This is a genomic window from Polynucleobacter sp. TSB-Sco08W16 (genome assembly GCF_018687455.1).
Taxonomy (GTDB): Bacteria; Pseudomonadota; Gammaproteobacteria; order Burkholderiales; family Burkholderiaceae; genus Polynucleobacter.
Map to the genome: position 1 here is coordinate 1,430,411 of NZ_CP061291.1, position 24,464 is coordinate 1,454,874.

Here is a 24,464-nt window from a genome sequence, read left to right on the forward strand (position 1 = left end):
GTAAAAACGTGAACTCATTCTACTCGCCCCAGGCTTTAAAGACCCGCTACACTAGAGAAAAATAGACGGAGACAGCATGAAAAGCACGCCCTTCCTAGGTACTGGGATTCAGATCTTAATAAGCCTATTTATCAGCCTCACTAGCTCGATAGCGTTTGCCGATAACTACCCCTCCAAACCAATTAAGGCAATTGTTCCATTTGCACCAGGTAGCACTACCGATCAAATTGGACGAGCCTTCGCCACCAAAATATCCGAAGCGCTAGGGCAGCCCATCATCATTGAAAATCGACCTGGGGCTAATGGCATGATTGGAGCTGATTTCGTAGCTAAAGCTCAGCCTGACGGTTACACAATATTATTTGGAACCAACAGTACAAATGCAGCTCTTAAAAGTTTGGTTAAAAATTTGCCCTACAACCAAGAGACTGCATTCACTCCTATTGGCTACTTTGGCTCAGCGCCGCTCATTATTGCCATCAACAACGACGTTCCTGCAAAATCTCTTAATGGGTTTGTATCGCTCGCCAAAGCAGATCCTGGAAAAATGACCTTTGCATATGCAAGCACCTCGCAACGGGTATCGTCTGAGATGCTGGCCAGTGCTGCCAACATCAAAATGACTGGCGTCTCCTATAAAAGCGGGCCCAATGCGATGACTGACCTCATAGGAGGACAGGTCAATATGTTCACCTCAGACTTTGGTGTTTCGCTTCCGCAGGTGCAGGCTGGAAAAATCCGTGGACTAGCTGTTACGTCACTAAAGCGCTCGCCTGCTATCCCCGAGTTACCCACTGTAAATGAAGCGCTTGGGATTAAAAACTATGAGTTGATTGCCTTCTTTGCAGCGTTTGGCCCCGCAGGCATGCCAAAGGATGCGGTCATCAAACTCAATAAAGCAATTAATGATGCAGCCAAGTCAAAAGATTTAGTTGAGCGACTTTCCACCATGGGATTTGAAACACAACCTGGCACTCCTGAAGCGCTTGGTCAAAAGATAAAACTAGAAACTGCTAAGTGGGCCAAGGCAATTAAAGAAGCAGGGATGGAGCCAGAATAAATAATCTATTACTGTTGACTGCGATTTGGAGAGTCCTGAAAACCATTAGACCTAAAGGTGAGCACCAGAGTATCTCGGTAGCCGTAGTTGCCAAGTGGCTGAATCGGAGTAGATTCATGAATCATGCGCTCATCATTCATCAGCAATAAAGACCAAGGCTGCGTGAGTGTAAATCGCAAACCTGCTGAGCCATTTGCCTCAAATATTCTCGTCTCTCCACCCTTAATACCATCGCGATTTAGCAAAAACACAGCAACAAAATCAACGCCATCACGATGAGCCCCCTCAGGAGTTGGACGACCAATTCCATCCGTAGTATCAATCCGAAATTGATGGGCCTCTACAAACCAAGTTGTCACTGGCTTTAAGCTGCTCAAGGTATTTCCAAGACCAAGTAATACAGCCTGCCAAGCAGGATCATTTTGTAAATTTACTTGAATAGGCTCAAACCAGCGCTCGATACCACCATGCAAAGCGTTGTAGTCAACCGATTGCCAGTGAGCGCGATGAGGCACTAAAGTTAAGGCATTATTTTTAATCTCATAACTAGCATGTCGACGAGCGCGATAACGACCACCATCCTTAAGGTAAGGGTCCCGCGGTAAACCCTCCCAATATTGAGTCAGGTTTTGCAAGTCCGATAAATCAACCTTACAAATCTCTGCAACAGTTTCAGCTGACGCGACTGCAAAGCCCTCATCACGCATGGCCTGAGGGAGGTCTTTTGCCGAAGTTAAAGCAGAGGATAGGTTAGCTGTACTCATGCGTTCATTTTAGGGTAATCCACCAGAAATACTTAATCGAGCTGGGCGCCCGATGCTTTCACAATCTTGATCCACTTAGCCAGTTCGTCCTTTAGAAGGACACTCAGCTTTGCTGGTGGTACAGGGCTTAAGTCTAAACCTTGGGCCATTAGCTTTTCGCGGATATCTGGTCTTGCCATCATCTTATCTAATGCTGCTTGAATTTTCTTAACCACCTCTGGTGGGGTTCCAATCGGGGCAAACATGGCTACCCATACCTCACCCACACAATCAGGATACGTTTCAGCGATCGTCGGAATTTCTGGTGCAGCGCTAGAGCGCTTTGCTGAACTGATGGCAATAGCTTGCAGCTTACCCGCTTTAATGTAATTTAAGGCTGACGGCAGACTTGCAAATGCGAGTGGCACTTGGCCACCTAAAACATCATTAATTGCAGGTGCAACCCCTTTATACGGAATGTGCTGCATATCTATACCAGCACTAGTATTTAACATCGCACCTAACAAATGACTGATGGTGCCATTACCAGCAGAGGCGTAAGAGAGCTCACCCGGTCTCTTCTTAGCAGCAGTAACTACTTCCGCGAGCGTTTTATAAGGGGATCCTGGAGGTGAAACCAATACATAGGGTGTTGCTCCAATGTAATACAGGGGAACAAAGTCATTGATCGGATCAAAGCCTGGGTTTTTATACAAGGCAGGATTAATAGCTTGTGCGCTATTAATCGTTAGCAGCAAGGTATAACCATCCTTTGCAGAACGCGCCACACTTTGGGTGCCGATATTGCCGCCTGCACCAGGCCTATTCTCAACCACTATCGAAGTATTGAGCGCCTCACCAAAGGCAGGCGCAATCAAGCGCGCCACAATGTCATTGGTTCCACCAGCCGCTTGAGGAACCACCAATGCAACCGGCTTACTTGGATAAGCCTGTGCGAGCGCTGAAGATGCAATTAAAACTCCAATTAAGGCGCCTAGCAACTTACTCCATTTTTTATTCATATTGTCTCTATTTAAGAATACAGATGGTTCAAGCGAGCGCGGACATCGCCCACATGCCCTTTAAGATCGTATAACTCCTTAGAGTCCATCATAGAGACTTTGATGTTGTTAACCCGTCTCTCAATGACCTCAAGATCTTTAAAGTTCTTTTCCTTTAGGTCTGGATTAAAGGCATTCTTCTCAAGATCTCTAAGCTCTGCATATACTTGTGCAAGCTTCAGGCGTAATAGGAAATTTTTAGCTGTTGGAATATAAGTAAACAGCGGAATAAAGATCACCAACAAAGGAATCACAATCTTGACAAAGCGCCCTACCCAAACTGCCGTCCAAAAAGGAAGATGGCGATGCAAAAAGGAAGGACCATCTTTCAGATAAATCTCTGCATCAGCATGCAAAGGAAAATCCATACCAGCGCTTGAAGGAAACTCACCTGGCTTTTGTAGGCGGGAATAGGATTTCAAGACATCATAGGAAGCGCTTAGTAATAAAGAGATCATTGCTGGACTAACATGATCCTGCGTCACCAGAGTAGCTGTAGGCGCAATCACCTGAATATCCTGACGCGGCAGGTCATGCTGAATACTCAGAAGACCTCTGGGGACATTGACCTTGGATAAATACGGCAGATTGCGGGTATATGCATCAGCCTGATCAAAACTCATTAAACGAATACCTGGAATCTCATAAAACTTTTTCAGAACTGGGGCTTCGGCTGCAGCAACAATAAATACCGCATCTAACTCACCACTATTAAGTTTTGCTAAGGCCTGATCTGGTTTCAGTTTCTCAGCGTGGATTTCATTTTCAGTAATGCCGCTAATGTTGAGCAAGGTAGTGCTCAAGGCTAAGGTTCCACTTCCTTCATTACCAATGGCCACACGCTTACCTTTGAGCTGACCTAAAACTTGCAACCGGCCACCTTCGGATTTAAATGCTGGCTCGCGATACCAAACCCAAATAGGCTCATAGAACATGCCCGCAATAGAAACTAAATTTGGATACTTACTAACATCTGCAACACCACCCTGGACCATTGCAAAATTGACGCCAGACTTGGGATCACTTAATAAGGCCAAGTTATCAATCGTGCCGCCTGTAGCCTTCACATTCAATGTGACACCATCTGAAGCAACCTCTTCCTTTAAGCGTTCACCAAACTGGTAGTAAAGACCTGTTGGAAAGCCTGTAGCCATCTCAATGACTTTTGATGGGGGTGGCACCAGTATCCATAAGACAGCAAAAATAGAAATAAGCAGAACACAAAAACCAATGGCAATCGCAAAAGGGTTATAGATTTGTCTTTTTAGGGAGTTCATAAGGCCTCTATCGTTTTTTCTCATGCTCAGTAAAGTCAGGCGATTAGATTACTGCCGTACTTGATTAATCAATAGTTTCACTTGATTCGAGCCAACCTTAACAGTTTGTACTGAAGACATTAAATCTCCTGCCTCAGGCTTAGCCATTCCTGTCTTAGAAATTCTCACCTCAATAGCCACTTCGGATAATTTAGAAATCGGCATATTTGGATTCATGGCTAATGCATCTGTTAAAGCAAAATTCATTGGAAAATCACCTACGGCCACTTTTAATACAGCTACCGGCATCCGCTCGCCAGGTTGGCGTGCAATCACCAATACGGTATCGCTAGGCTTAACCTGAGACTTCAACTCAGCCGACAACTCAATCTTGCCACTGATCCCTTTTGAGCCACCTACAGAGGCGATAGTGCCTGTTAGCCCACCCTTAGAACGGGCCTCGGCAATGGATCCTTGAATTGCACGCGCCTCTTCAGATCCAGGAGGCAATTGATTTGCAAGCCTTTCCCAAGCTTGTACAGCAGCCTTGTAATTTTGCGCTGCAAAAGAGGCAGATCCTGATAACCATAAAGCCAATAAATTATTAGGGTCAATTTTTAGTGCTTGGTTAATCAGTGCCAATGGTTTACCAGAGAAATTTCCATTGGAAACGGATACTAATGTATCGGCATATTCAGCCAAGAGTTCAGGATCGTCATTAATAAAACTACCTGCACGAGCATATGCATTAGCAGCATCCTGATTGCGCCCTAAAATTCGATACGAGCGCGCCAACATTGCCCAGCCCTTTAGATTGTCTGGATCTTTCTCCATCTTCAGAGCAAACTCAGCAACCATCTTCTCAACACCAGCCTGAGTGGTTGGTCTTTGCTCATTATATTGAGCAATACGAATCACGTCACCCAATGAAAAATACATGGCAGAAGAAAGCAACACAATAAATACACAGAGGCCAATGACTACCTTCTTCGAGGAGCCCATCACCGAGCGGTCATCCTCTTCACTGGTGTCCTGAAAAAGTCTTTGACGCATTTCTGCATGACTCATTTCATACTCATCTGCATTAATGAGGCCCGCCGCATGTTCTGCGACCAGCTTATCTAGCTCTTCGCGATAAATAGCAGCATTCATTTGGCGACGAGAGGTTTCTTCGCCCTTACCTGAGAAGATAAATGGACGAAGCAGCAAGAACAACACCTGCACAAGCAATAAAAAAGCGGCGATGAAAAAGCTAGTCATCATTTTTCATTCCGATCATCTTTTCCCAATCCAGCTAACAAAGCATCCATTTTTTGATTGTCTTCAGCGCTTAGAGCCTTACTTGGAGCGGCCGCATTACGTCTACGCAAATAGCCAAGCAATACCGCAATGCCAATTGCCAATATCACAAAGGGACCAATCCACAGCAACCATGTGATTGGCTTTACTGGTGGACGATACAAAACAAAATCGCCATAGCGCTCAACCATAAAATTTCTGATTTGATCATCGCTCTTGCCCTCTTTAATCAAGGTACGAATTTCTCTACGCAGATCATTTGCTAAATCAGAGCGAGACCCTGCCAGTGATTCATTTTGACAAACTAAACAACGCATTTCTTCAGAGATACTAATTAAGCGTTGCTCGGTCACCGGATCATCTGCTAAAGGCGCAGCATCGTTGGCAAATGCACACTGCAGGAAGAGGATCGAGGCGAATACTAAAAAGAGTGGCTTCATGACTTTTGGAGCTCACTGACTAATGGGTATATCTTCTGCTTCAGAATTTCAGGGGTAATCGGACCAATGTGCTTTAGGCGAATGACCCCCGTCCGATCTATTACATACGTTTCAGGTACACCATACACCCCATAATCAATTCCAACTCTGCCATTCGCATCAAAGGCGGAAAGTAGGTAAGGATTGCCTTGTTTTTCTAGCATGGCGAGAGCATCTTCACGCTTGTCTTTGTAATCAAGGCCAATTAGCGGAACCAATCCTGATTTAGCAATCTCAACAAGAACGGGGTGCTCCTCACGACAAGCCACGCACCATGAGGCCCACACATTGAGAATCCACACTTGACCTTTCATGCTCGCAGGTGAAAACGTTTTATTAGCTTGCCCTAATTGTGGGACTTCAAAAGTAGGTGCAGGTTTATTAATGAGAGGTGATGGCACTTCATGAGGATCAAGATTTAAGCCAACAGCCAAAAATCCTACCAGCACAACAAAGAGTAGCAAAGGGATTAAAAATTTTGCTTTCATACCGCTACTCTTTTTAATTTCATACGGTAGCGCTTATCTGACATCGCCAGAACACCACCTAAGGCCATGAATAAACATCCACCCCAGATCCAATCTACAAAGGGTTTGTAATAAACCCTAACAGCCCAAGCTTTATCACCCAACTCCTCGCCGAGAGAAACATAAATATCACGAGTGAGAGAGGTATTAATCGCCGCCTCAGTCATTGGCATCGTAGAAGAAAAATAGCTACGTTTTTCTGGATAAAGAAATGCTTGAGAATTGCCATTTTTGGTTAGTAAAAAAGTGCCGCGCATGGCTTGATAATTTGGTCCCGGCACAGCCTCTACACCCATCAACTGAATTTGATAGCCGCCTACAGTCACTGTCTCACCAGTGAGCATGCGCACATCCTTCTCCTCTTGATAGGCGCCAACCATGGTGACCCCAATTACAAAAATGGCGATACCCAAATGGGCAACTTGCATTCCAATAAAGGAGCGCGTGGGTTTACCAATCTTCATTTGGCGAATCACTTGCAAACATCCAGAAGCGATGAGCCAAAAGGCCAATAAAAATCCTAGGCCTGCAAGCCAAGTAAATGGGCCCATGAAGAACGGTATTGCAATTCCGGCAAAGACGGCAATCAAGCCAGCAAACCACAAACGCTTAATTACAGTAAGTAGATCAGTATTTTTCCAGCTAGTCCATGGACCAATGCCCATCAATACCAATAATGGAATCATGATTGGTACAAAGACGCTATTGAAGTAAGGGGGGCCTACAGAGATTTTTCCTAAGTGAAGCGCGTCAATCAACAAAGGATAAAGTGTGCCTAACAAAACCGAGCCAGCAGAAACTACTAAGAACACATTACCCAACAAAATAAATGTTTCTCTTGAGCTCAAACTAAATTTTCCGCCCAAAGTATTTTTTGGGGCACGCCATGCATATAGAGCCAATGAAGAACCGACGACTAGCGATAAGAATATGAGAATAAAGATGCCGCGCCTTGGGTCAGTTGCAAAAGCGTGTACTGATGTTAGAACACCAGAACGCACTAAGAATGTACCCAAGAGTGAAAGTGAGAATGCAGTAATTGCCAACAACACAGTCCAGCTCTTAAAACCACCGCGCTTCTCTGTCACCGCTAAAGAATGCAATAGAGCAGTGCCTACTAGCCAAGGAATAAAGGATGCGTTCTCAACAGGATCCCAAAACCACCAACCGCCCCAACCGAGTTCGTAATATGCCCACCAAGAGCCTAATGCAATGCCGAGAGTTAGAAACACCCATGCAGCCGTGGTCCATGGACGCGACCAACGTGCCCAAGCAGCGTCTAACCTTCCGGATAATAAGGAGGCAATTGCAAATGCAAATGCTACAGAGAAGCCAACATAACCCATATACAACATTGGCGGATGAAAGACTAAGCCTGGATCTTGGAGAAGTGGATTTAATGATCTGCCATCTTGAGCTGCTGGCAGCAAACGTTCGAAGGGATTGGAGGTAGTCAGCACAAAGAGCAGTAAGCCGCTAGTAACGAGGCCAAGAACGCCAATTACTCTAGCAACCATGAACTCATCCAAAGCTTTAGAAAGCTGCGACACCAAGATTGTCCAAGTGCTTAATAGAAAAATCCACAATAACAATGAACCTTCATGGCCACCCCATACCGCACCAAAACGGTATACCACTGGTAACTGTGAGTTGGAATGCTCCGCAACATAGAGTACGGAGAAATCATTTGCATAAAAACTCCATGCCAAAATTCCAAAGGCAATAGCAAGCAGCATGAATACCGTTTGCGCAGCTGGCCTGGCCAATGCTAATAGCTCACGACGTCCGTAATGTGCGCCCACTAAAGGCAAAACCCCCTGGATTAATGCAACACATAAAGCTAAGGTTAGTGCGTAGTGCCCGAACTCTGGAATCATTTACCACTTCCATTTTTTTGCGCTTGCTCTAAAGCATGTTTCGCTTCAGGGGGCATATAGTTTTCATCATGTTTTGCCAAGACTTCGCTCGCTATAAATTCCCCATTAGCATTCATGCGTCCCTGAATCACGGCACCCTTACCTTCTTTAAATAGGTCAGGCAGGATGCCTGTATAGGCAACGGGGATATCCTTCACTAAATCGGTGATCACGAAATGCACAGTCAAACCATCACGTTTCAAGGAGCCATCTTTGACCATTCCCCCAATCCTAAAAGCTTGGCCCTGAGGGGCTTTACCTGCAGCGACCTCACTTGGGGTGACATAAAGTGCAATATTGCTGTTGAGTGCATTCAAAATCAGAAGCGCAGCTATCCCGATGACTGCTAGGGCAGCAACAATCATTAATGCGCGCTTATGTCTGGGCTTCACTGACTACCTTCTTTATCAAACTGTTCGGCTAACTGCTCTTGCTTCAGTCTACGAATAATGGCTTTATTACGAGCGCGAATACTAAGAGGCTCAAACAATAAAACGGCTAGACAGACTCCAAAACTGCTCCACACATAAAGTGCATAGCCACCCATCGCAAGAAACTCTGCTGGACTATTCCACATTAGACTTTCACCTCAACTAATTGTCTCACCCAATCTGTATGGGCTTCACGCTCCAAAATAATGGTGCGTACTCGCATCAAGCCCACAGCAATGGTGTACATCCAGAAACACAGAGCCATTAATAACATTCCTAGCAACATGGTTTGCGCCATAGCCGGGGCTTTAGTTAGGGACACGGAAGCGCCTTGATGCAGCGTGTTCCACCACTTCACGGAAAAATAAATGATTGGCACATTCACTACCCCAACCAAGGCCAAAATTGCACCTGCCTTATCAGCCCTGCGTGGATTATCAATTGAAGCCTGCAAGGCGATGAAACCTAAATATAGGAAGAGCAAAATCAACTCTGAAGTCAGGCGTGCATCCCACACCCACCAAGCGCCCCACATTGGCTTACCCCAGAATGCTCCTGTCCACAAAGACAGAAAGGCCATCCATGCACCAATGGGTGCAAGCGCTTGCGCCATCATGGCTGATAAACGCGTGTTAAAAATTAAGCCTAATCCTGCCCACGCAGCCATCACCAAATAAATAAACATCGACATCCAGGATGCCGGCACATGAATAAAAATGATGCGATAGCCTTGACCTTGCACAGCGTCTACTGGAGCAATAAAGAAACTCACCCAAAGACCTGCCAGACCAAAGATGGCTGTTAATACCCAGAAAAGGGGAATGAGTTTGCCCGCTACCGGATAAAAGGTACTTGGGCTTGATAACTTAAACCAGTTAACCAAGCGATTCTTGTCAAAATTATTTGTATCAGTCATTCAATCGCAATCTTTACAGCTGCAGCAGTAACCCAAGGTACAAATGCTAAAGCCAAAATCAATAAGGCGCCTAACAGCGAAAAATGCCCTGAAGTATCCAGCCCCACGCTGTTGGCGTATACCGCACCGGCACCGAAAATGAGAACCGGAATATACAAGGGCAAGACCAATAAACTCATGAGTATGCTGCCGCCACGCACTCCCAGTGTGAGCGCAGCACCAATAGAGCCTAGGAGAGACAGTACGGGAGTACCCAATAATAGAGTTCCCATCAATATATATAGAGAACTCAAGTCCAGATCAAACTGAATCCCAATGATCGGCGCCAAGATCACCAGCGGTAGTCCACACACCATCCAGTGCGCAATCATTTTTCCAGCGACCAACAGAACCATAGGTTGAGGCGATAAAGCAATTTGCTCCAAAGCGCCATCAGCATAGTCGGCCGCAAACATGCGCTGCAAGCCAAGCAAAGTAGATAACAGAGCAGCAACCCAGATTACCCCAGGAGCAATTTTTCTCAGAAGGGCTGTATCAGCACCGATACCCAGAGGAAACAAGCTGGTCACAACAACAAAGAAAAATAATGCCGTCAGCACTTCACTCTTGCGACGCATCACTAAGAGCAAGTCCCGACGAATCATTGCTAGCAATGCGTTCATAGCTCTAAGACCTTCACATTGGCAATGTTGACCGCCTGATGGCTAGTTAATACCAATAAGCCACCGGCAGACAGATGCTCAGCAATTAAGCCCTCAAGCTCAACAACAGCCTTAGCATCCAAGGCATTAAAAGGCTCATCCAAAATCCACAAGCGGGCTTGACGGGTCAGCATACGGGCCATTAACACCCGTCGCTTTTGACCTGCAGACAAACAATGAATCGGTAAATTTTCACGACCACGTAAACCAAAACGCCGCAATGCTGCCATAGCATCTTCTAGCAATAGCTCGACATCATCAATTGCCGCGTACATTTGTAAATTTTCGAGAGCAGTAAGCTCCTCTTTCAGAGCATCGCGATGACCCAGAAATAATAGATCGCGATGATAAGCGCTGGACTGTGAATTAAGCGCTTGTTGATTCCATAACACTTCACCAGATTCAGGCTGAGACAGTCCTGTCAAAATTCGCAATAAAGTGGTTTTACCTACGCCATTCTCGCCACGGACATGTAGGCAATCTCCAGCTGCAATCTGAAAATTTAAACCAGAAAATAAGGCTTTATCACCGCGTACACAACTTAAAGCACGTGCTTCAAGCACTAAGCTGGGTTGACTAGAGATTGTGGAAATATAGGCTGTCATTAGAGGTGATGGCTTGAATCAAACCGCCAAACGCATTGTCCAAGAGCCCCTACAGGCTGTCAAACGCACAGAAAGGGATTTTTCAGAATAATCTCTTTTAATTCAAGTATTTACAGAATTATAAACCTACTCTTCAGGGAAATAAAAAACCACCCGAAGGTGGTCTTTTGGAAAAACTGAAGCCTCTTGATCAAAATCACTCTTTTTTCGCTGCTTCAATCGCAATCATGATGGTGACGTCATCGCCAACGTTAGGAGCATATTTACCCATATTGAACTCAGTACGCTTTACCTTAGTTTCAGCATTGGCACCGCAGTAATCAACACCAGACATTGGATGCTTTTTGCACTCGAAGTGTGTAATAGCCAAGGTAACCGGCTTGCTGACACCCTTTAATGTCAAAGTGCCCTTCAATTCAACTGGCTTATCGCCCTTGAAAATCATGTCATTTGACTGAAATGTTGCTGTTGGGAACTGTGTTGTAGATAAAAAATCTTCGCTTTGAATATGGCCATTAAAGAAGGTTGAGCCAGTATCTACTGACTTGGTATCGATAATGATATCTGCGCTACCTTTTTTTGCTGCTTGATCAATCGTCACTGTGCCAGTAACAGTATTAAAGCGACTCGTTTGTTTTGAAAAACCTAAATGGTTGTATTCAAACTGAGCGAAGGTGTGATTCGCATCTGTCGAATAGGTAGATGGCGCCGCAAAAGCTGATGTAGCCAAACCAATGGTTGCCAATAATGTAAACAATAACTTGAATTTCATGTAATTCTCCGTGATAAAAAATCTAATTAAAAAAATATCTCAATACTACTTTTGATTCAACACTAAATTGACCTTGACAGGCACTTCATTGGATACGGCTGATGTGTCAGCCCAATTACCAGCGCCTAAACCATAGTCCAATCTCAACAACTGAAAGCTGGCATCAAATATGATTTGCTTGCCTTGCGTCTGATACTTTGCCGCTATAACTACTGGTACCGACTTTCCTTTAATAGCCAGAGAGCCATGAATCTCAAGGCTATTAGGGCCAGTGACCTTAACTGCATCAGAGGTAAATGTGGCGTTAGGATAGAGTTTGGTATTGAACCAATCCTTCCCTTTAGCCTCTTCTTGCAACTCTTCGCCGCCCGCATTAAAGCTAGCAATATCAATCATCAAAGAGGCTTTAGCTTTTTCAGGCCCATCGGGATTAAAAGAAACTTTTCCAGAAAACTTCCCAAAACCACCTGCCAGTTTGGAGCCCATCAACTTCGTTGTAAAAGTAATTTTGCTTTTAGCAACATCAATCGATGAATACTCAACCGCATACAGGGATGCTGATAGAGTCATTGCCAGAATTGCTACCAAGCCTTTTCTAAAGAAAGAAACATTATTTCTCATTGCGAGCGCCCCTAAAAGACATGCGACTTAATAAACCATCTTTATCAATCAATTGATGTTTAAGGGCAGCTAAGATATGCAGAACTACCAAAGCCATTAAGCCGTTAGCGAGCCATTCATGAACCTCTTTTAGGGTATGACCTAGGGCTTTATCTTTTTCGACTAAATCAGGTAATTCAAAGAGCCCAAAGTAGTTAACGGTATAACCTTTGGCAGAACTCATGAGCCAACCTACTACCGGAATGGCAACCATTAATAAGTACAGGGCTACATGGGTCAACTTCATCACCCTCTCTTGCCAAGCGGGCATCCTCAAATTCAGCTCAGGAGCGGGATGGGTACTACGCCAAAGCAAGCGAACTACCGCCAAGAAGAAAACAGTTACACCAAGCCATTTATGCCAGCTGTACCCAGCAATCCTGGTGGGACTCAAGGGCATATCACTCACCACAATCGCAATAGACCAAGTAACTAAAATTAGAAGTGCCATCACCCAGTGAAGGAGGATAGCGAAGCCGGTGTATCGAGACTGCTTCATTAGCCGCGCAACTTCTGTGTAATCTTAGCTATGCGCTCGCCATATAAACGTGCAGTCTCTAAGTCGCCAGCATTTACTTCATCAGCGCTTGCATCAGATGGCGTTGTCATCATTGCACCTGCAGATGAGCCAACATAGTTCACATCATCTCGCTTAGCTGACTTGGCGTTTGATGGCATCAAGCCAGTACCAACCCATACACCAGAGTGCTGCATTGCTAAAGTGAAGAAGTAATGCAAAGTGGAATGTTTATCGCCATTCATCGTTGCTGAATTGGTAAACCCGCCAAATACTTTGTCTTTCCACTGCTGTGAAAACCACTGTTTAGAACTTGCATCAGCAAACTTCTTGAACTGCCAGCTCACAGTACCCATATAGGTTGGTGAGCCAAATACGATGGCATCCGCATCGTTTAATGCAGCCCACTGAGCATCCGAAATATTACCTTCTGCATCAATTGCGACCAATGTTCCATTAGCGCCTTTAGCTACAGCTTCAGCTTGTTTTACGGTATGCCCATATCCACTATGAAAAACTACGGCTACTTTACTCATGCTCTTCTCCTATTAACTCAGTTTGATCGTTGATTAAAAAATATCTTTAAGTAAATTCAATGACTCCTGCACTTCCTTTAATTGCTTTGGAGACAGCTTCTCAAATGCCTTTTCCAAATGCTGTAAGTGCGCAGGAAATACTCTTTCAAATAACTTTTGACCTGCATCTGTTAAACCAATCATTTGGCTACGAGCATCCTCTGGATTCATCTTCCTCTCTAAAATGCCTTTTGTCTGTAGACGTTCCAACACACCCGTTAAGGTGCCCTTGGTCACCAAGGTTTTTTCTCCCAGCTCCTTGCAAGTCATTGGCGGCTGATTGCCCAAGGTAGCAATGACATCGAATTGAGTCATTGTGAGGCCCAGGCCCTTTAAATCTGGCGCAGAGTAATGCTCAAACGCTTGATAGGCAGAAACTAAGCTTCGAAGGGTGGGTAAAAAGTTCATTTGAGGTAATAAAGTACTAGTTAGTACTATATTAGTACTAATACGAACTAAATGCAAGCACCTAGAAATAAAAAACCCCACAATCAATGCGGGGTTTGGAGACTAGTGAAGAAAAGTCTTAAAACTGGACTGTTTCACCTTCTGTCATTGGGATGATCTTGATGCTACTTCCCTTCATGGCCGCCTGAAACTCAGCCAAGGTGCCTTTGGTCATTGGATTAGACCCGTAATGCATCGGAATCACCATTTTTGGCTTAACCCAAGTTTTTAATGCAAAGGCTGCATCTTCCGGCGCCATTGTGAAATTGCCGCCAATTGGAATCAAGACTAAATCGGGTTTGTAGTGCTCGCTAATAAATTTCATATCACTAAACAAGCCTGTATCACCCATATGCCAAATTTTGAAACCGTTCTCCAACTCAATGATGTAACCAACAGGTTCACCAGCTGGATGTGACTCGAGCTTATCGGTGGCTGGATTCTTCCAAACCAATAATGAAGAATGCTCAGCCTGTACTGCAGTTACCTTGATACCCGGCAATGGAGTCACACGGCCGGTTTTATTAAACCGCCAGCCAAGGTCAGCAGGAATGATGCCTAATGTCGTCAGCGGGGTCACCATATCAGCAGGACCATATAGCTTAATGTTATTGGCCTTAGCTACTGCAGGTGCGTCGCCCAGATGGTCAACGTGAGCATGAGTAACCAACAGCAAATCGATTGGGCCAATGGCAGCCAAATCATTTTTATATTGCGGGGGAGTCTTTGGTCCACCAGTGATCCATGGATCAATTAAGATCATCTTGCCCTCGGGAGACTTAATCCTAAAGCCTGCTTGACCAAACCATAAAAGTTCAGTTTTGTTTTGTGCGTTAGTACCTGCAGATGTCTGCGCCAATGCGAATGTACTCGCAGTAAGTAGCACTGGCAGCACCAATGCTTTTGCAATCCATTTCTTAAGTGAAGTATTTCTCATTACCCTGTCTCCCGTGATCTATTTATTCGGATGGGAAAACTATATCCGAAATTAGAAACAGAAGCTGAACTCCCTTTATAAAGCTATATGGCGCTGCACCAATTTTGCAGCCTCAAGTTCGCTGAAATGCTATTTCCAGAAAAGCGTAATCTTTTGCGGTGAACCTGCTTTCACACTCAGCGCCCTACTTTGCTCAATACCTTGATAACTCGCCTGGATGACATAGTCACCTGGCGAAAGATTGATCAACATATACGGACCATCTGCTTGAGCATCAAAAATCACTTGCTTCTTGGCATTGCTGATTTTGATATTGGCACCAAAGATCCAAACCCCCCTACCATTTTCTATTTGCGATAACTCCAATAGGAGAGGCCATTGCTTGGCTTCAGCCAATATCGCCATAGTCTCTTCTTCACCCACGCCACCAGAGATATAGGAGATCTCATTCGAATGCAATGTTGGAGGAATTTGCGCAACTGCAAAATGACTTACGGTGAACACCGCAATTGAGAAGATGATGTTGGTGAGTGTTTTCATGCTCCCATACTACAACTCAAATGCAAAAGCCCCGCAATGCGGGGCTTCGACTTTAGGATTGCTCTCGAATTTCTATTACTGCCTAAGGAATCATCACAATTGCGCCAGACACCTTTCGGCTTTCAGCAGCTCGATGTGCATCAGCAGCTTGCTCGAGCGGGAATTTTGCACCAATCTGCACTTTGACATAACCCTTGGCAATAGCATCAAAGACGGCTTTAGCATTCTCTTGCAATAAAGCATGTGTCGCGTTGTGCGGAAATACAGAAGGCCTAGTTAAGAATAAGCAGCCTTTCTTATTCAAAATCTCTGGATGAATTTCTGGTGCAGGACCTGAGGCGGCACCAAAGAGCGCAACCGTACCAAAAGGTGCAGTGCATTCTAGTGAACCTAGGAAGGTATCTTTAGCGACAGAGTCATACACCACGTTGGCTTTTTTACCGCCAGTTGCTTTTAAAACTTCCTCAACCCAATTTGGCTGCGAGTAATCCACCACCGCATCACATCCAGCTTCTTTAGCTATCGCTACTTTAGCTTGCGAACCAACAGTGCCCACTACAAAAGCACCCAAGGCTTTTGCCCAACCAGCCAAAATTTGCCCAACTCCACCAGCAGCAGCGTGAACTAATACGACGTCACCCGCTTTTACTTTATATGTTTTTTGTACCAGATATTGCGCAGTCATTGCTTTAAAGAACACTGCAGCAGCAACTTCGTCTGAAACATCATTTGGTACTGGCACTAGTTTATCTGCAGCAACATTACGTGCGCTAGCATAAGCACCAATACCGGCATTCATATACATCACACGATCGCCAATCTTTAGACCTGTCACACCCTCACCCAAAGATTCCACAACACCGACCGCCTCATGACCAAGTCCTGTAGGCAGTTCGAGGGGATAAACACCTGAGCGCTGATACACATCGATGAAATTAAAACCAATCGCAGTTTGACGAATTTGTACCTCACCTTTGGCGGGAGGAGGCAATTCTTTATCAATAAGCTTGATTATGTCTGCGCTGCCTAATTTGTCCAGGCTAACTACTCGTGCTTTTGTCACATGTCACCTATTTATATTTGTTATAAGAAAAAATATCATACTGCAAGAGCGTTTTCTTCCACCACCGCCCAGGTGCTATCGCCCAGCTTCTTCACTGCCATGGCATAAGTCCATCCATCCGGAATTCCACAGCTCCACTCTTTAGGCCCATTTTGAATAAGCACATTGGTCGAGTTTCTGCTGTCGTAATACAGATGGTAAATTTTTCCATGAATGGGATTGAAACCAAACTTAGCACTATGGACCATTTCAGTGGCATCCAATCTTGCCTGTAGTGCTCTAGCTTGTTTCATCAGCACCTCAGCTTGCTCCATAATGCGCTCGTATTCTTGCTTGGCATTTTGGCGTGCAACGTTTACCGCTTTATCTTTTTCTTCAACTACTTTGATGGGTGCAAAAACTGGAGCGCCAACTTCCATGGGATATTCAATACCCGCATGTCTTGCTGGATCAGTGTCTTCAATTCTCATTGCTTGCCCGTGAATTCATGTTTTACTGCAAAATTAGCCGTACAGCCCGTATTAACGAAGAAAGTGTGACACAAAAAGGGGATTTTTGCCGAGCAGCACACCGCCCCATGAATGCACCTGCTTTAACCATGATTAAGGAATAATTTGATGCGTAATGATGTCGCCCTCAACGTTTTAGGGCAACCCTTGGTCCCCTGCTCTTTTGATCCTTTAACTGGATTCTTTAGGGATGGCTGCTGCAAAACTAACGAGGAAGATGTGGGTAGCCATCTAGTCTGCGCCATTGTTACCGATGAATTTTTACAATTTAGCCTAGCTAAAGGTAACGATCTCATGACGCCTAGGCCAGCATATCGATTTTCAGGTCTTGTCGCAGGAGATCAATGGTGCCTTTGTATCAATCGCTGGGTCGAGGCTGTTGAAGCCAATTGTGCGCCCCTGATTAAATTAGAGAGCACCCATATCAAAGCACTAGAAACAGTCTCCCTTGATTTACTTGAACAATATGCGAGTGATGTAGGAAGTTCTGTTTGAAGGCTTTTTATTCTGATCACTTTGTCTTGCCACTTCCGGCAGGTCATCGCTTTCCCATGGAAAAGTATTCTCGAGTCCGCGACTTAGTAAGCACTCTTGCTAATTTAGAACTGATAGAAGCACCAGCCGCGACGGATACCCAAATTCTCTATGCTCATGATGCTAGTTACCTACTCAAAGTCATAGAGGGGAAACTGAGCCCTGAAGAGCAAAAAGAAATTGGTTTTCCGTGGAGCGAAAAAATGGTGGAGCGCTCTAGACGCTCTGCAGGAGCAACAATAGCTGCTGCCAAAACCGCTATCAAGGAGGGAATCTCTGGGAATCTAGCTGGCGGCACACATCATGCTTATCGCAATTTGGGGAGTGGTTTTTGTGTATTTAATGATTCCGCAATTGCTGCACGCGCCCTTCAGAAAGAAGTAAGTTCAAAACTAAAGGTAGCCATCATTGATTTAGATGTACATCAAGGCAATGGCACAGCATCCATTCTTCAGCATGATGCTTCTATCTTCACACTTTCAATTCATGGGGAGAATAACTTCCCATTTAAAAAGGAAGCAAGTGACCTAGATTTTGGATTGGCAGATGGTTGCGATGATCATACCTATCTCGATGCACTATCCCAATGTTTAGGTCAACTGGATGCTCGATTCAAGCCAGACTTTGTTATTTATCTTGCCGGAGCAGATCCCCACGAGGGCGATCGACTCGGCAGACTCAAGATTAGCAAAGCGGGAATGCGTCAGCGAGATGAGGCGGTATTTGAATATGCCTTAAGCAGGCAAATCCCAGTCGCCTTCTCAATGGCGGGCGGTTACGGTAAAGAAATTGGCTCCACTATTGAGATCCATGTTCAGACGATCCAAAATGCTCTACAGTTTCAAGAGCGCTATTGACTCTCTATAAAAATTACACTATTTCTTTTTAGAAGAGCCCTTTGTGGCAGTGAGATTGCCAACACTTTCCACGCTTTTCTCAAAGTTAGCAAATGAATCTGCCATTGCTGCGCGCACTAATTCAAAGTTTTGCAGGGCATTATTAAACGAAGTTTTAAAGACCGACACATAGGCTTCACTGCCGGGAGGCGCATTGTCAGTGGCATCATTAACAAAATGAATGAGGTCGGCCTTTGAGTCCTGAATCATTACTTCTGCAATGTCAGCTAGCTCTTTATTCCCACTTCTTAAAACATTGAGTAATTGCTGGTGGTAATGCGCCACTTCTTTTGAGGCATCTTGCAATACCTCTGCGTGTACATAGTCAAAAGCCGATTTTGGGTCTTGGGTTTTCATGAGCTCGGAAACTCGCTTCTGAATGCGCTCTGCAAATTCTTGTGCAGCTTGTTGATTAATTTGGGCAATCGCTTGTGCACTTTCCATGGCAACTCGACCAACGGCTTTACTAGCATCAACTGCCTTTTGTTGACTTTTAGCTGCAGCGGCACTCAATGAATCTTTGCTCATAACAACCCCTTTAGGTGAGAGATATACGATTGATATCTATACGAATACAGATACCAATCTACTCTCGTTTAAGAGTGTTTCTATAGAGAAATACCAGTAGAACCCGGCCAATATGGGTTTGGAATGATTATTTAGCTGCAGGAGCCTTCTTGGGGAGACTGTTCAGTGTGGCTGCATCATTCAACTGCTGATCCACTAGGTAGAGCGTGCCACCATAGTTAGCCTGTAAATCATAACCAGATAAACCAACGGTGTAAAAAGTAATCTCGGGATTAAAGGAGCGAATTGTTCCACCTGAGCCTGCAGAGAAATTAGCGTCTACGTCGATGCCACCCTTATGCCCATCGATTGAAGTCAATAAAAATTGATCAATTGCAGCAGTGGTTTTGAAAATCACAATTTGATATTGGTCTTGATATCCAGCGCCCAGACCTTCGCCTGTCTTGAGTGCCTGCATAAACACAGGCTCTTTACGACGCTTGTCATACAACACACCCTCACCGCGCGCCACTACGATTAGGACCACATTAACATTGGTAGTGCTAAATACGGCATAACCAGGAGCCTTTTCAATATCTTCCCTAATCTTAGGATTTTGTTTGATTAAGGCATCGAGACCCGTTTTAGCCATCTCGATTGTTGCTTGGCGCTTTTGAACAATTTCCGCTTGTGTGAGCGGCTTGCCATCTTTACCCGTAGATTGACAGCCTGAAAGCAAAAACAAGCCCAAGGCAAGGAGGGAAATAGATCGAATCAAATGTTTGAACTGAATTGGCATATCGATAAGGCCTCTCAAAAAGACTGGTAAATGGCTGTTTAGAGCCTTAAGACCCCATTATCCCCACTTTAAGCAATGCCTTATTTAATTATCAATAAATTCGATCACTTACATCTAAATTATTCATTATACAAATAATAAAATAGTGCCTAGAATGGACTCCGTTGTCAAAGCATTCCATGATTGATTAACCCAATTCATTTAACAAAAGGAGCACCATGTCTATTATCAACACCGCAGTTCAGCCATTCAAAACCGAAGCTTTCCATAACGGTAAGTTTGTCACTATTTCTGATGAAAGCCTCAAGGGCCATTGGTCAGTTTTGATTTTCATGCCAGCAGCTTTTACATTTAACTGCCCAACAGAAATTGAAGATGCAGCCGAGAACTATGCTGAGTTTCAAAAGTTAGGTGCTGAAGTGTATATCGTAACAACTGATACCCATTTCTCACACAAAGTTTGGCACGAAACTTCACCAGCTGTTGGTAAAGCAAAGTTCCCGCTCGTTGGCGATCCAACACACACTTTGACAAATGCGTTTGGCGTACACATCCCTGAAGCTGGCTTGGCATTGCGCGGCACATTCATCATCAATCCAGAAGGTGTTATCAAGACTGCAGAAATTCACTCCAATGAAATCGCACGTGACGTATCTGAAACATTGCGCAAGCTCAAAGCTGCTCAATACACAGCTGCTCACCCAGGTGAAGTTTGCCCAGCGAAATGGAAAGAAGGCGCAGCTACTTTGACTCCATCTTTAGACCTCGTAGGCAAGATCTAATAGATCAGACTTAACCAATCAGACTCTCTCCGGAGAGTCTATTGGAGAGGATCAGATCCTGCCCAATAGACTCACTGAAATTAAAGATTAAGGATTTACCATGTTAGATAACAATATCAAGACCCAATTAAAAGCCTACTTTGAAAAGATCGTCGCCCCGATCGTTCTGACAGCGACCCTTGATCAAAGCCCAGCGTCAGCACAGATGCTTGAGCTCTTGAATGAAGTTGCAGAACAATCTGACAAGATTACGGTTAAGACTAACGGCCAAGCTCAGAATTCTCCAAGCTTTACCGTAAGTAAACTTGATGAAGAAGCCCGCATTACATTTGCTGGCTTACCAATGGGTCATGAGATGACTTCATTTATCTTGGCGATCTTGCAAGCTAGTGGTTATCCACCCAAAGTGGAAGAAGACATCATTGCTCGCATTCGTAAACTCGAAGGTACGTTTCGCTTTCAGACATTTATTTCTTTGTCATGCCATAACTGCCCTGACGTTGTGCAAGCCTTGAACTTAATGGCCGCACTCAATCCTCAGGTACAGCATGAAATGATTGATGGCGCCCTTTACCAGAATCTAGTTGATCAATATCAGATCATGGCTGTTCCAACCGTCATTCTGAACGGCGAAGTATTTGGTCAAGGTCGTATGGGCGTTGAAGAAATTATTGCCAAACTCGATACCGGCAGCGCTGAAGAAGAGGCTGCCAAACTCAATGCCAAAGACGATTTTGATGTTCTAGTCATTGGTGGTGGCCCCGCTGGTTCTGCAGCTGCAATTTATGCGGCCCGCAAAGGCATTCGCACCGGTATTGTTGCTGAGCGCTTTGGCGGCCAAGTCATGGACACTCTCGGAATCGAAAACTTCATCTCAGTCTCACATACAGAGGGACCAAAACTGGTGCAGGCCTTAGAGCAACACGTGAAAGATTATGAAGTTGACATCATGAACTTGCAGCGTGCCAATGCACTACGAAAAACCAGCAAAGGCATTGAAGTGGAGATGGCGAACGGTGCAGTACTTAATAGTAAATCGGTCATCATCAGCACTGGTGCGCGCTGGAGAGAAATGAATGTGCCTGGCGAACAAGAGTATCGCAACAAAGGGGTTGCCTACTGCCCACATTGCGATGGCCCCTTATTTAAAGGTAAGCGTGTTGCTGTAATTGGTGGTGGCAATTCAGGGGTTGAAGCTGCAATTGATTTGGCTGGCGTTGTGAGCCATGTCACCTTAATTGAGTTTGATAGCCAATTGCGTGCAGATGCTGTATTGCAAAAGAAATTATTCAGCCTTTCCAACGTTCAAGTTATTACAAGCGCATTAACTAAAGAAGTATTGGGTGATGGCAGCAAAGTGAATGGCTTGCGCTATGAGGATCGCACCTCTAAAGCAGATCACACCTTGGAGTTAGAGGGCATCTTTGTGCAGATCGGCTTACTCCCAAATACCGAATGGCTCAAAGGCACCGTTGACCTCTCTCCACGTGGCGAGATTATTGTTGACGCCAAAGGCGAGACATCGTTACCGGGTGTATTTGCCGCAGGTGACTGCACCACAGCCCCTTATAAGCAAATCATTATCGCCATGGGTGAAGGTGCAAAAGCATCACTTGGCTCCTTTGACTATCTCATTCGTCACTCTGTGAGCGAAGAAGAACCAAGCAAGATTGCTGCCTGATATTTGATCCCAGCGCTTGCCAGAATTGCCTTGGTAAATAAAAACCCCAGAGGAATCTCTGGGGTTTTGTCTTTCTGGGTGAAGAAAGCTACTAATTGAGTTTACGCGGATTACCAAAGCGAGGAGCATCTGGATAAACCGGGGTGGTGCTCACTGGCCCCATGCCGATAATCTGAATTTCAGTTGGGCCTTTCATAGCGCCATCAAAATGGACTACGCCAGCAGGATGAAACATCATGCTGCCAGCCGGCAAACCAACAGTCGTAGCAGGATCCCAGCTTGCATCAGTACCCGCATACCAAGTTCCTTTGATAACTGTTACAAAACGATCTTGGGTATGGAAGTGTGGGGAACTCATAATGCCCTCTGGAAAGATATTGCGCACGACATACATCCCCGGCTTATTCGGATCACCATACAGAAAAGCAGTTTTCACTCCAGCACTAGCATCGGTCCACACCACTTGGTCAGGCTTGACGATCACAAAATCTTTGGCAGTGGCTTGGGCATATGCCTGCGCAGATGCAAACCCCAGAATTGCAACAGCAAAGTATTTTTTAGCTAAAGAAAGTACTCTCAATTTAGTCTCCACATTGTTATATTTTTAATCACATCTTCTTGACGCAATCTAACATGGAGAACTCATATCGGTTCTCAGGGATAACCCGAGAAAATTAGGCGCTAGCTAAACAAGATGGATGATTTTGGACCTGTCTAGAGTCAAACATTAATGTTAATCCTAAGGGGAGATTAGGGCTAACGGAATAATTGCCTCTAAGACATCCCGACTTAAGGACAATCAATCCAACAGCCATGAGTCTTTTTAAATGAAAATCCAGAGTTCCAGAATCAACGCCATAGCAATTAATAATGTCCTTTGGCCTGGCACCCTGTTCACCGGCCCGATAGATAAAATCAAATACTCGTAGCCGGGTTTCATGTCCAAGCGCCTCAAATACTTCGCAGTAGCGAAGCGACTCTACATTCCCATGAAAGAAGCCTGATGAACCCTTTAGAGCAAAGGGTGTCAGAGAATTAGTTTGATGTACCTGTTGTGTAGTCATAAGTTGACTGGGCAGCGAGATGTTGATTTTTAAAAGCAAGTTCATGAATTGATTCGGTAGCCTCCACCACTTCCTCGTTTAGCTCCTGCTTGATAGTGATAATTTCATCCTCTGCACGGTGAAGCCGAGGGTTAAATTCATTGGGAATACGATGGGGATTATTAACTTCCACTACGCCCTGAGGGTCGATCTTTGCCTGGGCTCGGGAGCCAATTAAAGCCATCAACAGACCCACCAGGAATAATGAGAACAAAAAGCTAAAACGAGAATGGCGACCGATGAATTGACCCACGATGACTCCCTATAAAGAATGAATGCACCCATCCTAGAAAGATCACCCCTATTTAGATATAGCACTTTAGCTCTAGTCATCAGACTGTCATTAATCGGCATCGAAAAAAGTGGATCTCAAAACTTAAATAAGCCTATGCCTAAGGGGTAAGAAAGTTCCCCCGTCTAAATAATTGATCTTGGTCAACATTATTGACGCCATCTCTAGAGCTAAAGTATTAGTCAAGCGTTTAATATGAATGTCATAATATTTGCTAAAGCCAAGCTCCTAAAAAGGCTTGATGAATACCAAGGGCAGAGCCATGCAATCCGCGTCAGTTTTAGTCGTCGATGATCATCCAGTCTATAGGGATGCCCTCCACCAATTCCTCACTAGAAAATTTCTCGCAAGCAATATTCCAGTCTTCTCGGCAGACTCTTTAGGTGAGGGCTTAAAAATTGCCCAAAGCCAGAAAACGAATTGGGTAGTTCTTTTGGACCTATTAGTACCAGACTGTGAAGATCAATTTTCTGGAATTGTCGAATTTAAAAAACTGCCCAATGTCATAGCCATTGCCGCTATTTCAGGCTTAGAAAAAGAACTGATTGAAAAGCAATGCATTGATGCCGGCTGCAATATTTTCATATCCAAAAATAGTGATAGCGCCCATATCTATGAAAGCCTGTGTACATTAATTGGATTAGAGCCCCAAGATGCTTTAATTAATCAGCTCACAGATAGACAAAAAGAAATTCTGTCGCAAATTGCTAACGGCCACTCAAACAAAATGATTGCCTATTCGCTCAATATTAGCGAGCAAACGGTGAAAGTACATCTTGGTGAGATTTTTAAGAAAATCAAAGTTTTTAATCGAACCCAGGCCGTCATTAAGGCCAAGGAAAATGGCTGGGTCTAG

At 44.6% G+C, this 24,464-nt stretch carries 32 protein-coding genes; 6 read left to right on the forward strand and 26 right to left on the reverse strand.

All coding sequences use genetic code 11. The features are described from left to right. Window positions 1–76: 76 nt before the first annotated feature. On the forward strand, window positions 77–1,060 hold the full coding sequence (locus FD961_RS07115; RefSeq protein ID WP_215393251.1) for a tripartite tricarboxylate transporter substrate binding protein: 984 nt from the start codon (window positions 77–79) through the stop codon (window positions 1,058–1,060). 8 nt (window positions 1,061–1,068) lie between these two features. Here FD961_RS07115 and FD961_RS07120 read toward each other — a convergent pair whose 3' ends face one another. From FD961_RS07120 to FD961_RS07220, 21 genes are all read right to left on the reverse strand, one after another. Then, entirely contained in the window at window positions 1,069–1,824 is a 756-nt protein-coding gene (locus tag FD961_RS07120) for a 2OG-Fe dioxygenase family protein (RefSeq protein WP_215393252.1), read from the reverse strand. A gap of 32 nt (window positions 1,825–1,856) precedes the next feature. Next, window positions 1,857–2,825 carry a tripartite tricarboxylate transporter substrate binding protein gene (locus FD961_RS07125; RefSeq protein WP_215393253.1) on the reverse strand — a complete coding sequence of 323 codons (969 nt, stop codon included), beginning with the start codon at window positions 2,823–2,825 and terminating at the stop codon, window positions 1,857–1,859. A gap of 11 nt (window positions 2,826–2,836) precedes the next feature. Next, window positions 2,837–4,141 carry a TAXI family TRAP transporter solute-binding subunit gene (locus tag FD961_RS07130; RefSeq protein ID WP_215393254.1) on the reverse strand — a complete coding sequence of 435 codons (1,305 nt, stop codon included), beginning with the start codon at window positions 4,139–4,141 and terminating at the stop codon, window positions 2,837–2,839. 48 nt (window positions 4,142–4,189) lie between these two features. Beyond that, the gene (ccmI, locus tag FD961_RS07135) at window positions 4,190–5,383 is read right to left on the reverse strand and encodes a c-type cytochrome biogenesis protein CcmI (RefSeq protein ID WP_251371247.1); all 1,194 of its coding nucleotides are present in this window, start codon (window positions 5,381–5,383) and stop codon (window positions 4,190–4,192) included. After that, on the reverse strand, window positions 5,380–5,859 hold the full coding sequence (locus FD961_RS07140; RefSeq protein ID WP_215393255.1) for a cytochrome c-type biogenesis protein: 480 nt from the start codon (window positions 5,857–5,859) through the stop codon (window positions 5,380–5,382). The genes ccmI and FD961_RS07140 overlap by 4 nt, the downstream gene beginning before the upstream one ends. After that, complete coding sequence (locus FD961_RS07145) at window positions 5,856–6,386, reverse strand: DsbE family thiol:disulfide interchange protein (RefSeq protein WP_215393256.1); 531 nt, start codon at window positions 6,384–6,386, stop codon at window positions 5,856–5,858. The genes FD961_RS07140 and FD961_RS07145 overlap by 4 nt, the downstream gene beginning before the upstream one ends. After that, window positions 6,383–8,302: a heme lyase CcmF/NrfE family subunit gene (locus tag FD961_RS07150; RefSeq protein WP_215393257.1), complete on the reverse strand. Its 1,920-nt coding sequence runs from the start codon at window positions 8,300–8,302 to the stop codon at window positions 6,383–6,385. The genes FD961_RS07145 and FD961_RS07150 overlap by 4 nt, the downstream gene beginning before the upstream one ends. After that, window positions 8,299–8,733, reverse strand: coding sequence for a cytochrome c maturation protein CcmE (gene ccmE, locus FD961_RS07155; RefSeq protein WP_215393258.1), 435 nt, complete (start codon window positions 8,731–8,733; stop codon window positions 8,299–8,301). Before ccmE ends, FD961_RS07150 begins: the two co-directional genes overlap by 4 nt. Further along, window positions 8,730–8,918 (reverse strand): heme exporter protein CcmD, encoded by a 189-nt coding sequence (gene ccmD / locus FD961_RS07160; protein WP_215393259.1) that lies wholly within the window; start codon window positions 8,916–8,918, stop codon window positions 8,730–8,732. Before ccmD ends, ccmE begins: the two co-directional genes overlap by 4 nt. Further along, window positions 8,918–9,688, reverse strand: a complete 771-nt coding sequence (ccmC, locus tag FD961_RS07165; protein ID WP_215393260.1) for a heme ABC transporter permease CcmC — start codon at window positions 9,686–9,688, stop codon at window positions 8,918–8,920. Before ccmC ends, ccmD begins: the two co-directional genes overlap by 1 nt. Further along, the gene (gene ccmB, locus FD961_RS07170) at window positions 9,685–10,350 is read right to left on the reverse strand and encodes a heme exporter protein CcmB (protein ID WP_215393261.1); all 666 of its coding nucleotides are present in this window, start codon (window positions 10,348–10,350) and stop codon (window positions 9,685–9,687) included. Before ccmB ends, ccmC begins: the two co-directional genes overlap by 4 nt. After that, on the reverse strand, window positions 10,347–10,994 hold the full coding sequence (gene ccmA / locus FD961_RS07175; protein WP_215393262.1) for a cytochrome c biogenesis heme-transporting ATPase CcmA: 648 nt from the start codon (window positions 10,992–10,994) through the stop codon (window positions 10,347–10,349). Before ccmA ends, ccmB begins: the two co-directional genes overlap by 4 nt. A 196-nt stretch (window positions 10,995–11,190) precedes the next feature. Next, complete coding sequence (locus FD961_RS07180) at window positions 11,191–11,766, reverse strand: YceI family protein (RefSeq protein ID WP_215393263.1); 576 nt, start codon at window positions 11,764–11,766, stop codon at window positions 11,191–11,193. Between the two features lie 45 nt (window positions 11,767–11,811). Next, window positions 11,812–12,387 (reverse strand): YceI family protein, encoded by a 576-nt coding sequence (locus FD961_RS07185; protein ID WP_215393264.1) that lies wholly within the window; start codon window positions 12,385–12,387, stop codon window positions 11,812–11,814. Continuing rightward, complete coding sequence (locus FD961_RS07190) at window positions 12,377–12,925, reverse strand: cytochrome b (protein WP_215393265.1); 549 nt, start codon at window positions 12,923–12,925, stop codon at window positions 12,377–12,379. Before FD961_RS07190 ends, FD961_RS07185 begins: the two co-directional genes overlap by 11 nt. Next, on the reverse strand, window positions 12,925–13,479 hold the full coding sequence (locus FD961_RS07195; protein ID WP_071465229.1) for a flavodoxin family protein: 555 nt from the start codon (window positions 13,477–13,479) through the stop codon (window positions 12,925–12,927). The genes FD961_RS07190 and FD961_RS07195 overlap by 1 nt, the downstream gene beginning before the upstream one ends. A gap of 33 nt (window positions 13,480–13,512) precedes the next feature. After that, window positions 13,513–13,926 (reverse strand): MarR family winged helix-turn-helix transcriptional regulator, encoded by a 414-nt coding sequence (locus tag FD961_RS07200; RefSeq protein WP_215393266.1) that lies wholly within the window; start codon window positions 13,924–13,926, stop codon window positions 13,513–13,515. A 118-nt stretch (window positions 13,927–14,044) separates the two neighbouring features. Next, on the reverse strand, window positions 14,045–14,902 hold the full coding sequence (locus FD961_RS07205; protein ID WP_215393267.1) for a metal-dependent hydrolase: 858 nt from the start codon (window positions 14,900–14,902) through the stop codon (window positions 14,045–14,047). Window positions 14,903–15,031: 129 nt separating this feature from the next. Then, window positions 15,032–15,442: a carboxypeptidase-like regulatory domain-containing protein gene (locus FD961_RS07210; RefSeq protein ID WP_215393268.1), complete on the reverse strand. Its 411-nt coding sequence runs from the start codon at window positions 15,440–15,442 to the stop codon at window positions 15,032–15,034. 82 nt (window positions 15,443–15,524) lie between these two features. Then, window positions 15,525–16,505, reverse strand: coding sequence for a quinone oxidoreductase (locus tag FD961_RS07215; RefSeq protein WP_215393269.1), 981 nt, complete (start codon window positions 16,503–16,505; stop codon window positions 15,525–15,527). A 35-nt stretch (window positions 16,506–16,540) separates the two neighbouring features. Beyond that, the gene (locus FD961_RS07220; protein ID WP_215393270.1) at window positions 16,541–16,975 is read right to left on the reverse strand and encodes a DUF2452 domain-containing protein; all 435 of its coding nucleotides are present in this window, start codon (window positions 16,973–16,975) and stop codon (window positions 16,541–16,543) included. A 147-nt stretch (window positions 16,976–17,122) separates the two neighbouring features. Between FD961_RS07220 and FD961_RS07225 the strand changes: the two genes are divergently transcribed. Together FD961_RS07225 and FD961_RS07230 are read left to right on the forward strand one after the other, a co-directional pair. After that, window positions 17,123–17,509, forward strand: coding sequence for a DUF2237 family protein (locus FD961_RS07225; RefSeq protein ID WP_215393271.1), 387 nt, complete (start codon window positions 17,123–17,125; stop codon window positions 17,507–17,509). Continuing rightward, complete coding sequence (locus FD961_RS07230) at window positions 17,506–18,405, forward strand: histone deacetylase (RefSeq protein ID WP_215393272.1); 900 nt, start codon at window positions 17,506–17,508, stop codon at window positions 18,403–18,405. The genes FD961_RS07225 and FD961_RS07230 overlap by 4 nt, the downstream gene beginning before the upstream one ends. A gap of 18 nt (window positions 18,406–18,423) precedes the next feature. On the opposite strand, the gene FD961_RS07235 is transcribed toward FD961_RS07230, so the two are convergent. Together FD961_RS07235 and FD961_RS07240 are read right to left on the reverse strand one after the other, a co-directional pair. Next, a complete protein-coding gene (locus FD961_RS07235) occupies window positions 18,424–18,972 on the reverse strand; it encodes a phasin family protein (RefSeq protein ID WP_215393273.1) in 549 nt (182 codons plus the stop codon). A 127-nt stretch (window positions 18,973–19,099) separates the two neighbouring features. Continuing rightward, window positions 19,100–19,750, reverse strand: coding sequence for a hypothetical protein (locus FD961_RS07240; protein WP_251371248.1), 651 nt, complete (start codon window positions 19,748–19,750; stop codon window positions 19,100–19,102). A 218-nt stretch (window positions 19,751–19,968) separates the two neighbouring features. On the opposite strand from FD961_RS07240, the gene ahpC reads away from it, so the two are divergent. Beyond that, complete coding sequence (gene ahpC / locus FD961_RS07245) at window positions 19,969–20,532, forward strand: alkyl hydroperoxide reductase subunit C (protein ID WP_071465220.1); 564 nt, start codon at window positions 19,969–19,971, stop codon at window positions 20,530–20,532. Between the two features lie 100 nt (window positions 20,533–20,632). Continuing rightward, entirely contained in the window at window positions 20,633–22,213 is a 1,581-nt protein-coding gene (ahpF, locus tag FD961_RS07250; RefSeq protein WP_215393274.1) for an alkyl hydroperoxide reductase subunit F, read from the forward strand. A gap of 91 nt (window positions 22,214–22,304) precedes the next feature. Here the strand turns inward: ahpF and FD961_RS07255 are convergent, their stop codons facing one another. From FD961_RS07255 to FD961_RS07265, 3 genes are all read right to left on the reverse strand, one after another. Next, on the reverse strand, window positions 22,305–22,793 hold the full coding sequence (locus FD961_RS07255) for a cupin domain-containing protein (RefSeq protein WP_215393275.1): 489 nt from the start codon (window positions 22,791–22,793) through the stop codon (window positions 22,305–22,307). Window positions 22,794–22,887: 94 nt separating this feature from the next. Next, window positions 22,888–23,277 (reverse strand): helix-turn-helix domain-containing protein, encoded by a 390-nt coding sequence (locus FD961_RS07260; protein ID WP_215393276.1) that lies wholly within the window; start codon window positions 23,275–23,277, stop codon window positions 22,888–22,890. After that, on the reverse strand, window positions 23,249–23,569 hold the full coding sequence (locus FD961_RS07265) for a hypothetical protein (RefSeq protein ID WP_215393277.1): 321 nt from the start codon (window positions 23,567–23,569) through the stop codon (window positions 23,249–23,251). The genes FD961_RS07260 and FD961_RS07265 overlap by 29 nt, the downstream gene beginning before the upstream one ends. Window positions 23,570–23,870: 301 nt before the next feature. Between FD961_RS07265 and FD961_RS07270 the strand changes: the two genes are divergently transcribed. Continuing rightward, window positions 23,871–24,464: a response regulator transcription factor gene (locus FD961_RS07270; protein ID WP_215393278.1), complete on the forward strand. Its 594-nt coding sequence runs from the start codon at window positions 23,871–23,873 to the stop codon at window positions 24,462–24,464.

Excerpts from the sequence above, each read along its gene's own strand:
- ccmD (WP_215393259.1), bottom strand. The coding sequence starts at position 8,918 with ATGTGGAATAGTCCAGCAGAGTTTCTTGCGATGGGTGGCTATGCACTT.
- FD961_RS07120 (WP_215393252.1), bottom strand. The coding sequence starts at position 1,824 with ATGAGTACAGCTAACCTATCCTCTGCTTTAACTTCGGCAAAAGACCTC.
- ahpF (WP_215393274.1), top strand. The coding sequence starts at position 20,633 with ATGTTAGATAACAATATCAAGACCCAATTAAAAGCCTACTTTGAAAAG.
- FD961_RS07270 (WP_215393278.1), top strand. The coding sequence starts at position 23,871 with ATGCAATCCGCGTCAGTTTTAGTCGTCGATGATCATCCAGTCTATAGG.
- ahpC (WP_071465220.1), top strand. The coding sequence starts at position 19,969 with ATGTCTATTATCAACACCGCAGTTCAGCCATTCAAAACCGAAGCTTTC.
- FD961_RS07145 (WP_215393256.1), bottom strand. The coding sequence starts at position 6,386 with ATGAAAGCAAAATTTTTAATCCCTTTGCTACTCTTTGTTGTGCTGGTA.
- ccmC (WP_215393260.1), bottom strand. The coding sequence starts at position 9,688 with ATGACTGATACAAATAATTTTGACAAGAATCGCTTGGTTAACTGGTTT.
- FD961_RS07200 (WP_215393266.1), bottom strand. The coding sequence starts at position 13,926 with ATGAACTTTTTACCCACCCTTCGAAGCTTAGTTTCTGCCTATCAAGCG.
- FD961_RS07220 (WP_215393270.1), bottom strand. The coding sequence starts at position 16,975 with ATGAGAATTGAAGACACTGATCCAGCAAGACATGCGGGTATTGAATAT.
- FD961_RS07195 (WP_071465229.1), bottom strand. The coding sequence starts at position 13,479 with ATGAGTAAAGTAGCCGTAGTTTTTCATAGTGGATATGGGCATACCGTA.
- FD961_RS07240 (WP_251371248.1), bottom strand. The coding sequence starts at position 19,750 with ATGCCAATTCAGTTCAAACATTTGATTCGATCTATTTCCCTCCTTGCC.
- FD961_RS07260 (WP_215393276.1), bottom strand. The coding sequence starts at position 23,277 with ATGACTACACAACAGGTACATCAAACTAATTCTCTGACACCCTTTGCT.
- FD961_RS07125 (WP_215393253.1), bottom strand. The coding sequence starts at position 2,825 with ATGAATAAAAAATGGAGTAAGTTGCTAGGCGCCTTAATTGGAGTTTTA.
- FD961_RS07115 (WP_215393251.1), top strand. The coding sequence starts at position 77 with ATGAAAAGCACGCCCTTCCTAGGTACTGGGATTCAGATCTTAATAAGC.
- FD961_RS07225 (WP_215393271.1), top strand. The coding sequence starts at position 17,123 with ATGCGTAATGATGTCGCCCTCAACGTTTTAGGGCAACCCTTGGTCCCC.
- ccmI (WP_251371247.1), bottom strand. The coding sequence starts at position 5,383 with ATGATGACTAGCTTTTTCATCGCCGCTTTTTTATTGCTTGTGCAGGTG.
- ccmA (WP_215393262.1), bottom strand. The coding sequence starts at position 10,994 with ATGACAGCCTATATTTCCACAATCTCTAGTCAACCCAGCTTAGTGCTT.
- FD961_RS07150 (WP_215393257.1), bottom strand. The coding sequence starts at position 8,302 with ATGATTCCAGAGTTCGGGCACTACGCACTAACCTTAGCTTTATGTGTT.
- FD961_RS07205 (WP_215393267.1), bottom strand. The coding sequence starts at position 14,902 with ATGAGAAATACTTCACTTAAGAAATGGATTGCAAAAGCATTGGTGCTG.
- FD961_RS07190 (WP_215393265.1), bottom strand. The coding sequence starts at position 12,925 with ATGAAGCAGTCTCGATACACCGGCTTCGCTATCCTCCTTCACTGGGTG.
- FD961_RS07235 (WP_215393273.1), bottom strand. The coding sequence starts at position 18,972 with ATGAGCAAAGATTCATTGAGTGCCGCTGCAGCTAAAAGTCAACAAAAG.
- FD961_RS07180 (WP_215393263.1), bottom strand. The coding sequence starts at position 11,766 with ATGAAATTCAAGTTATTGTTTACATTATTGGCAACCATTGGTTTGGCT.
- FD961_RS07140 (WP_215393255.1), bottom strand. The coding sequence starts at position 5,859 with ATGAAGCCACTCTTTTTAGTATTCGCCTCGATCCTCTTCCTGCAGTGT.
- FD961_RS07185 (WP_215393264.1), bottom strand. The coding sequence starts at position 12,387 with ATGAGAAATAATGTTTCTTTCTTTAGAAAAGGCTTGGTAGCAATTCTG.
- FD961_RS07130 (WP_215393254.1), bottom strand. The coding sequence starts at position 4,141 with ATGAACTCCCTAAAAAGACAAATCTATAACCCTTTTGCGATTGCCATT.
- ccmB (WP_215393261.1), bottom strand. The coding sequence starts at position 10,350 with ATGAACGCATTGCTAGCAATGATTCGTCGGGACTTGCTCTTAGTGATG.
- FD961_RS07210 (WP_215393268.1), bottom strand. The coding sequence starts at position 15,442 with ATGAAAACACTCACCAACATCATCTTCTCAATTGCGGTGTTCACCGTA.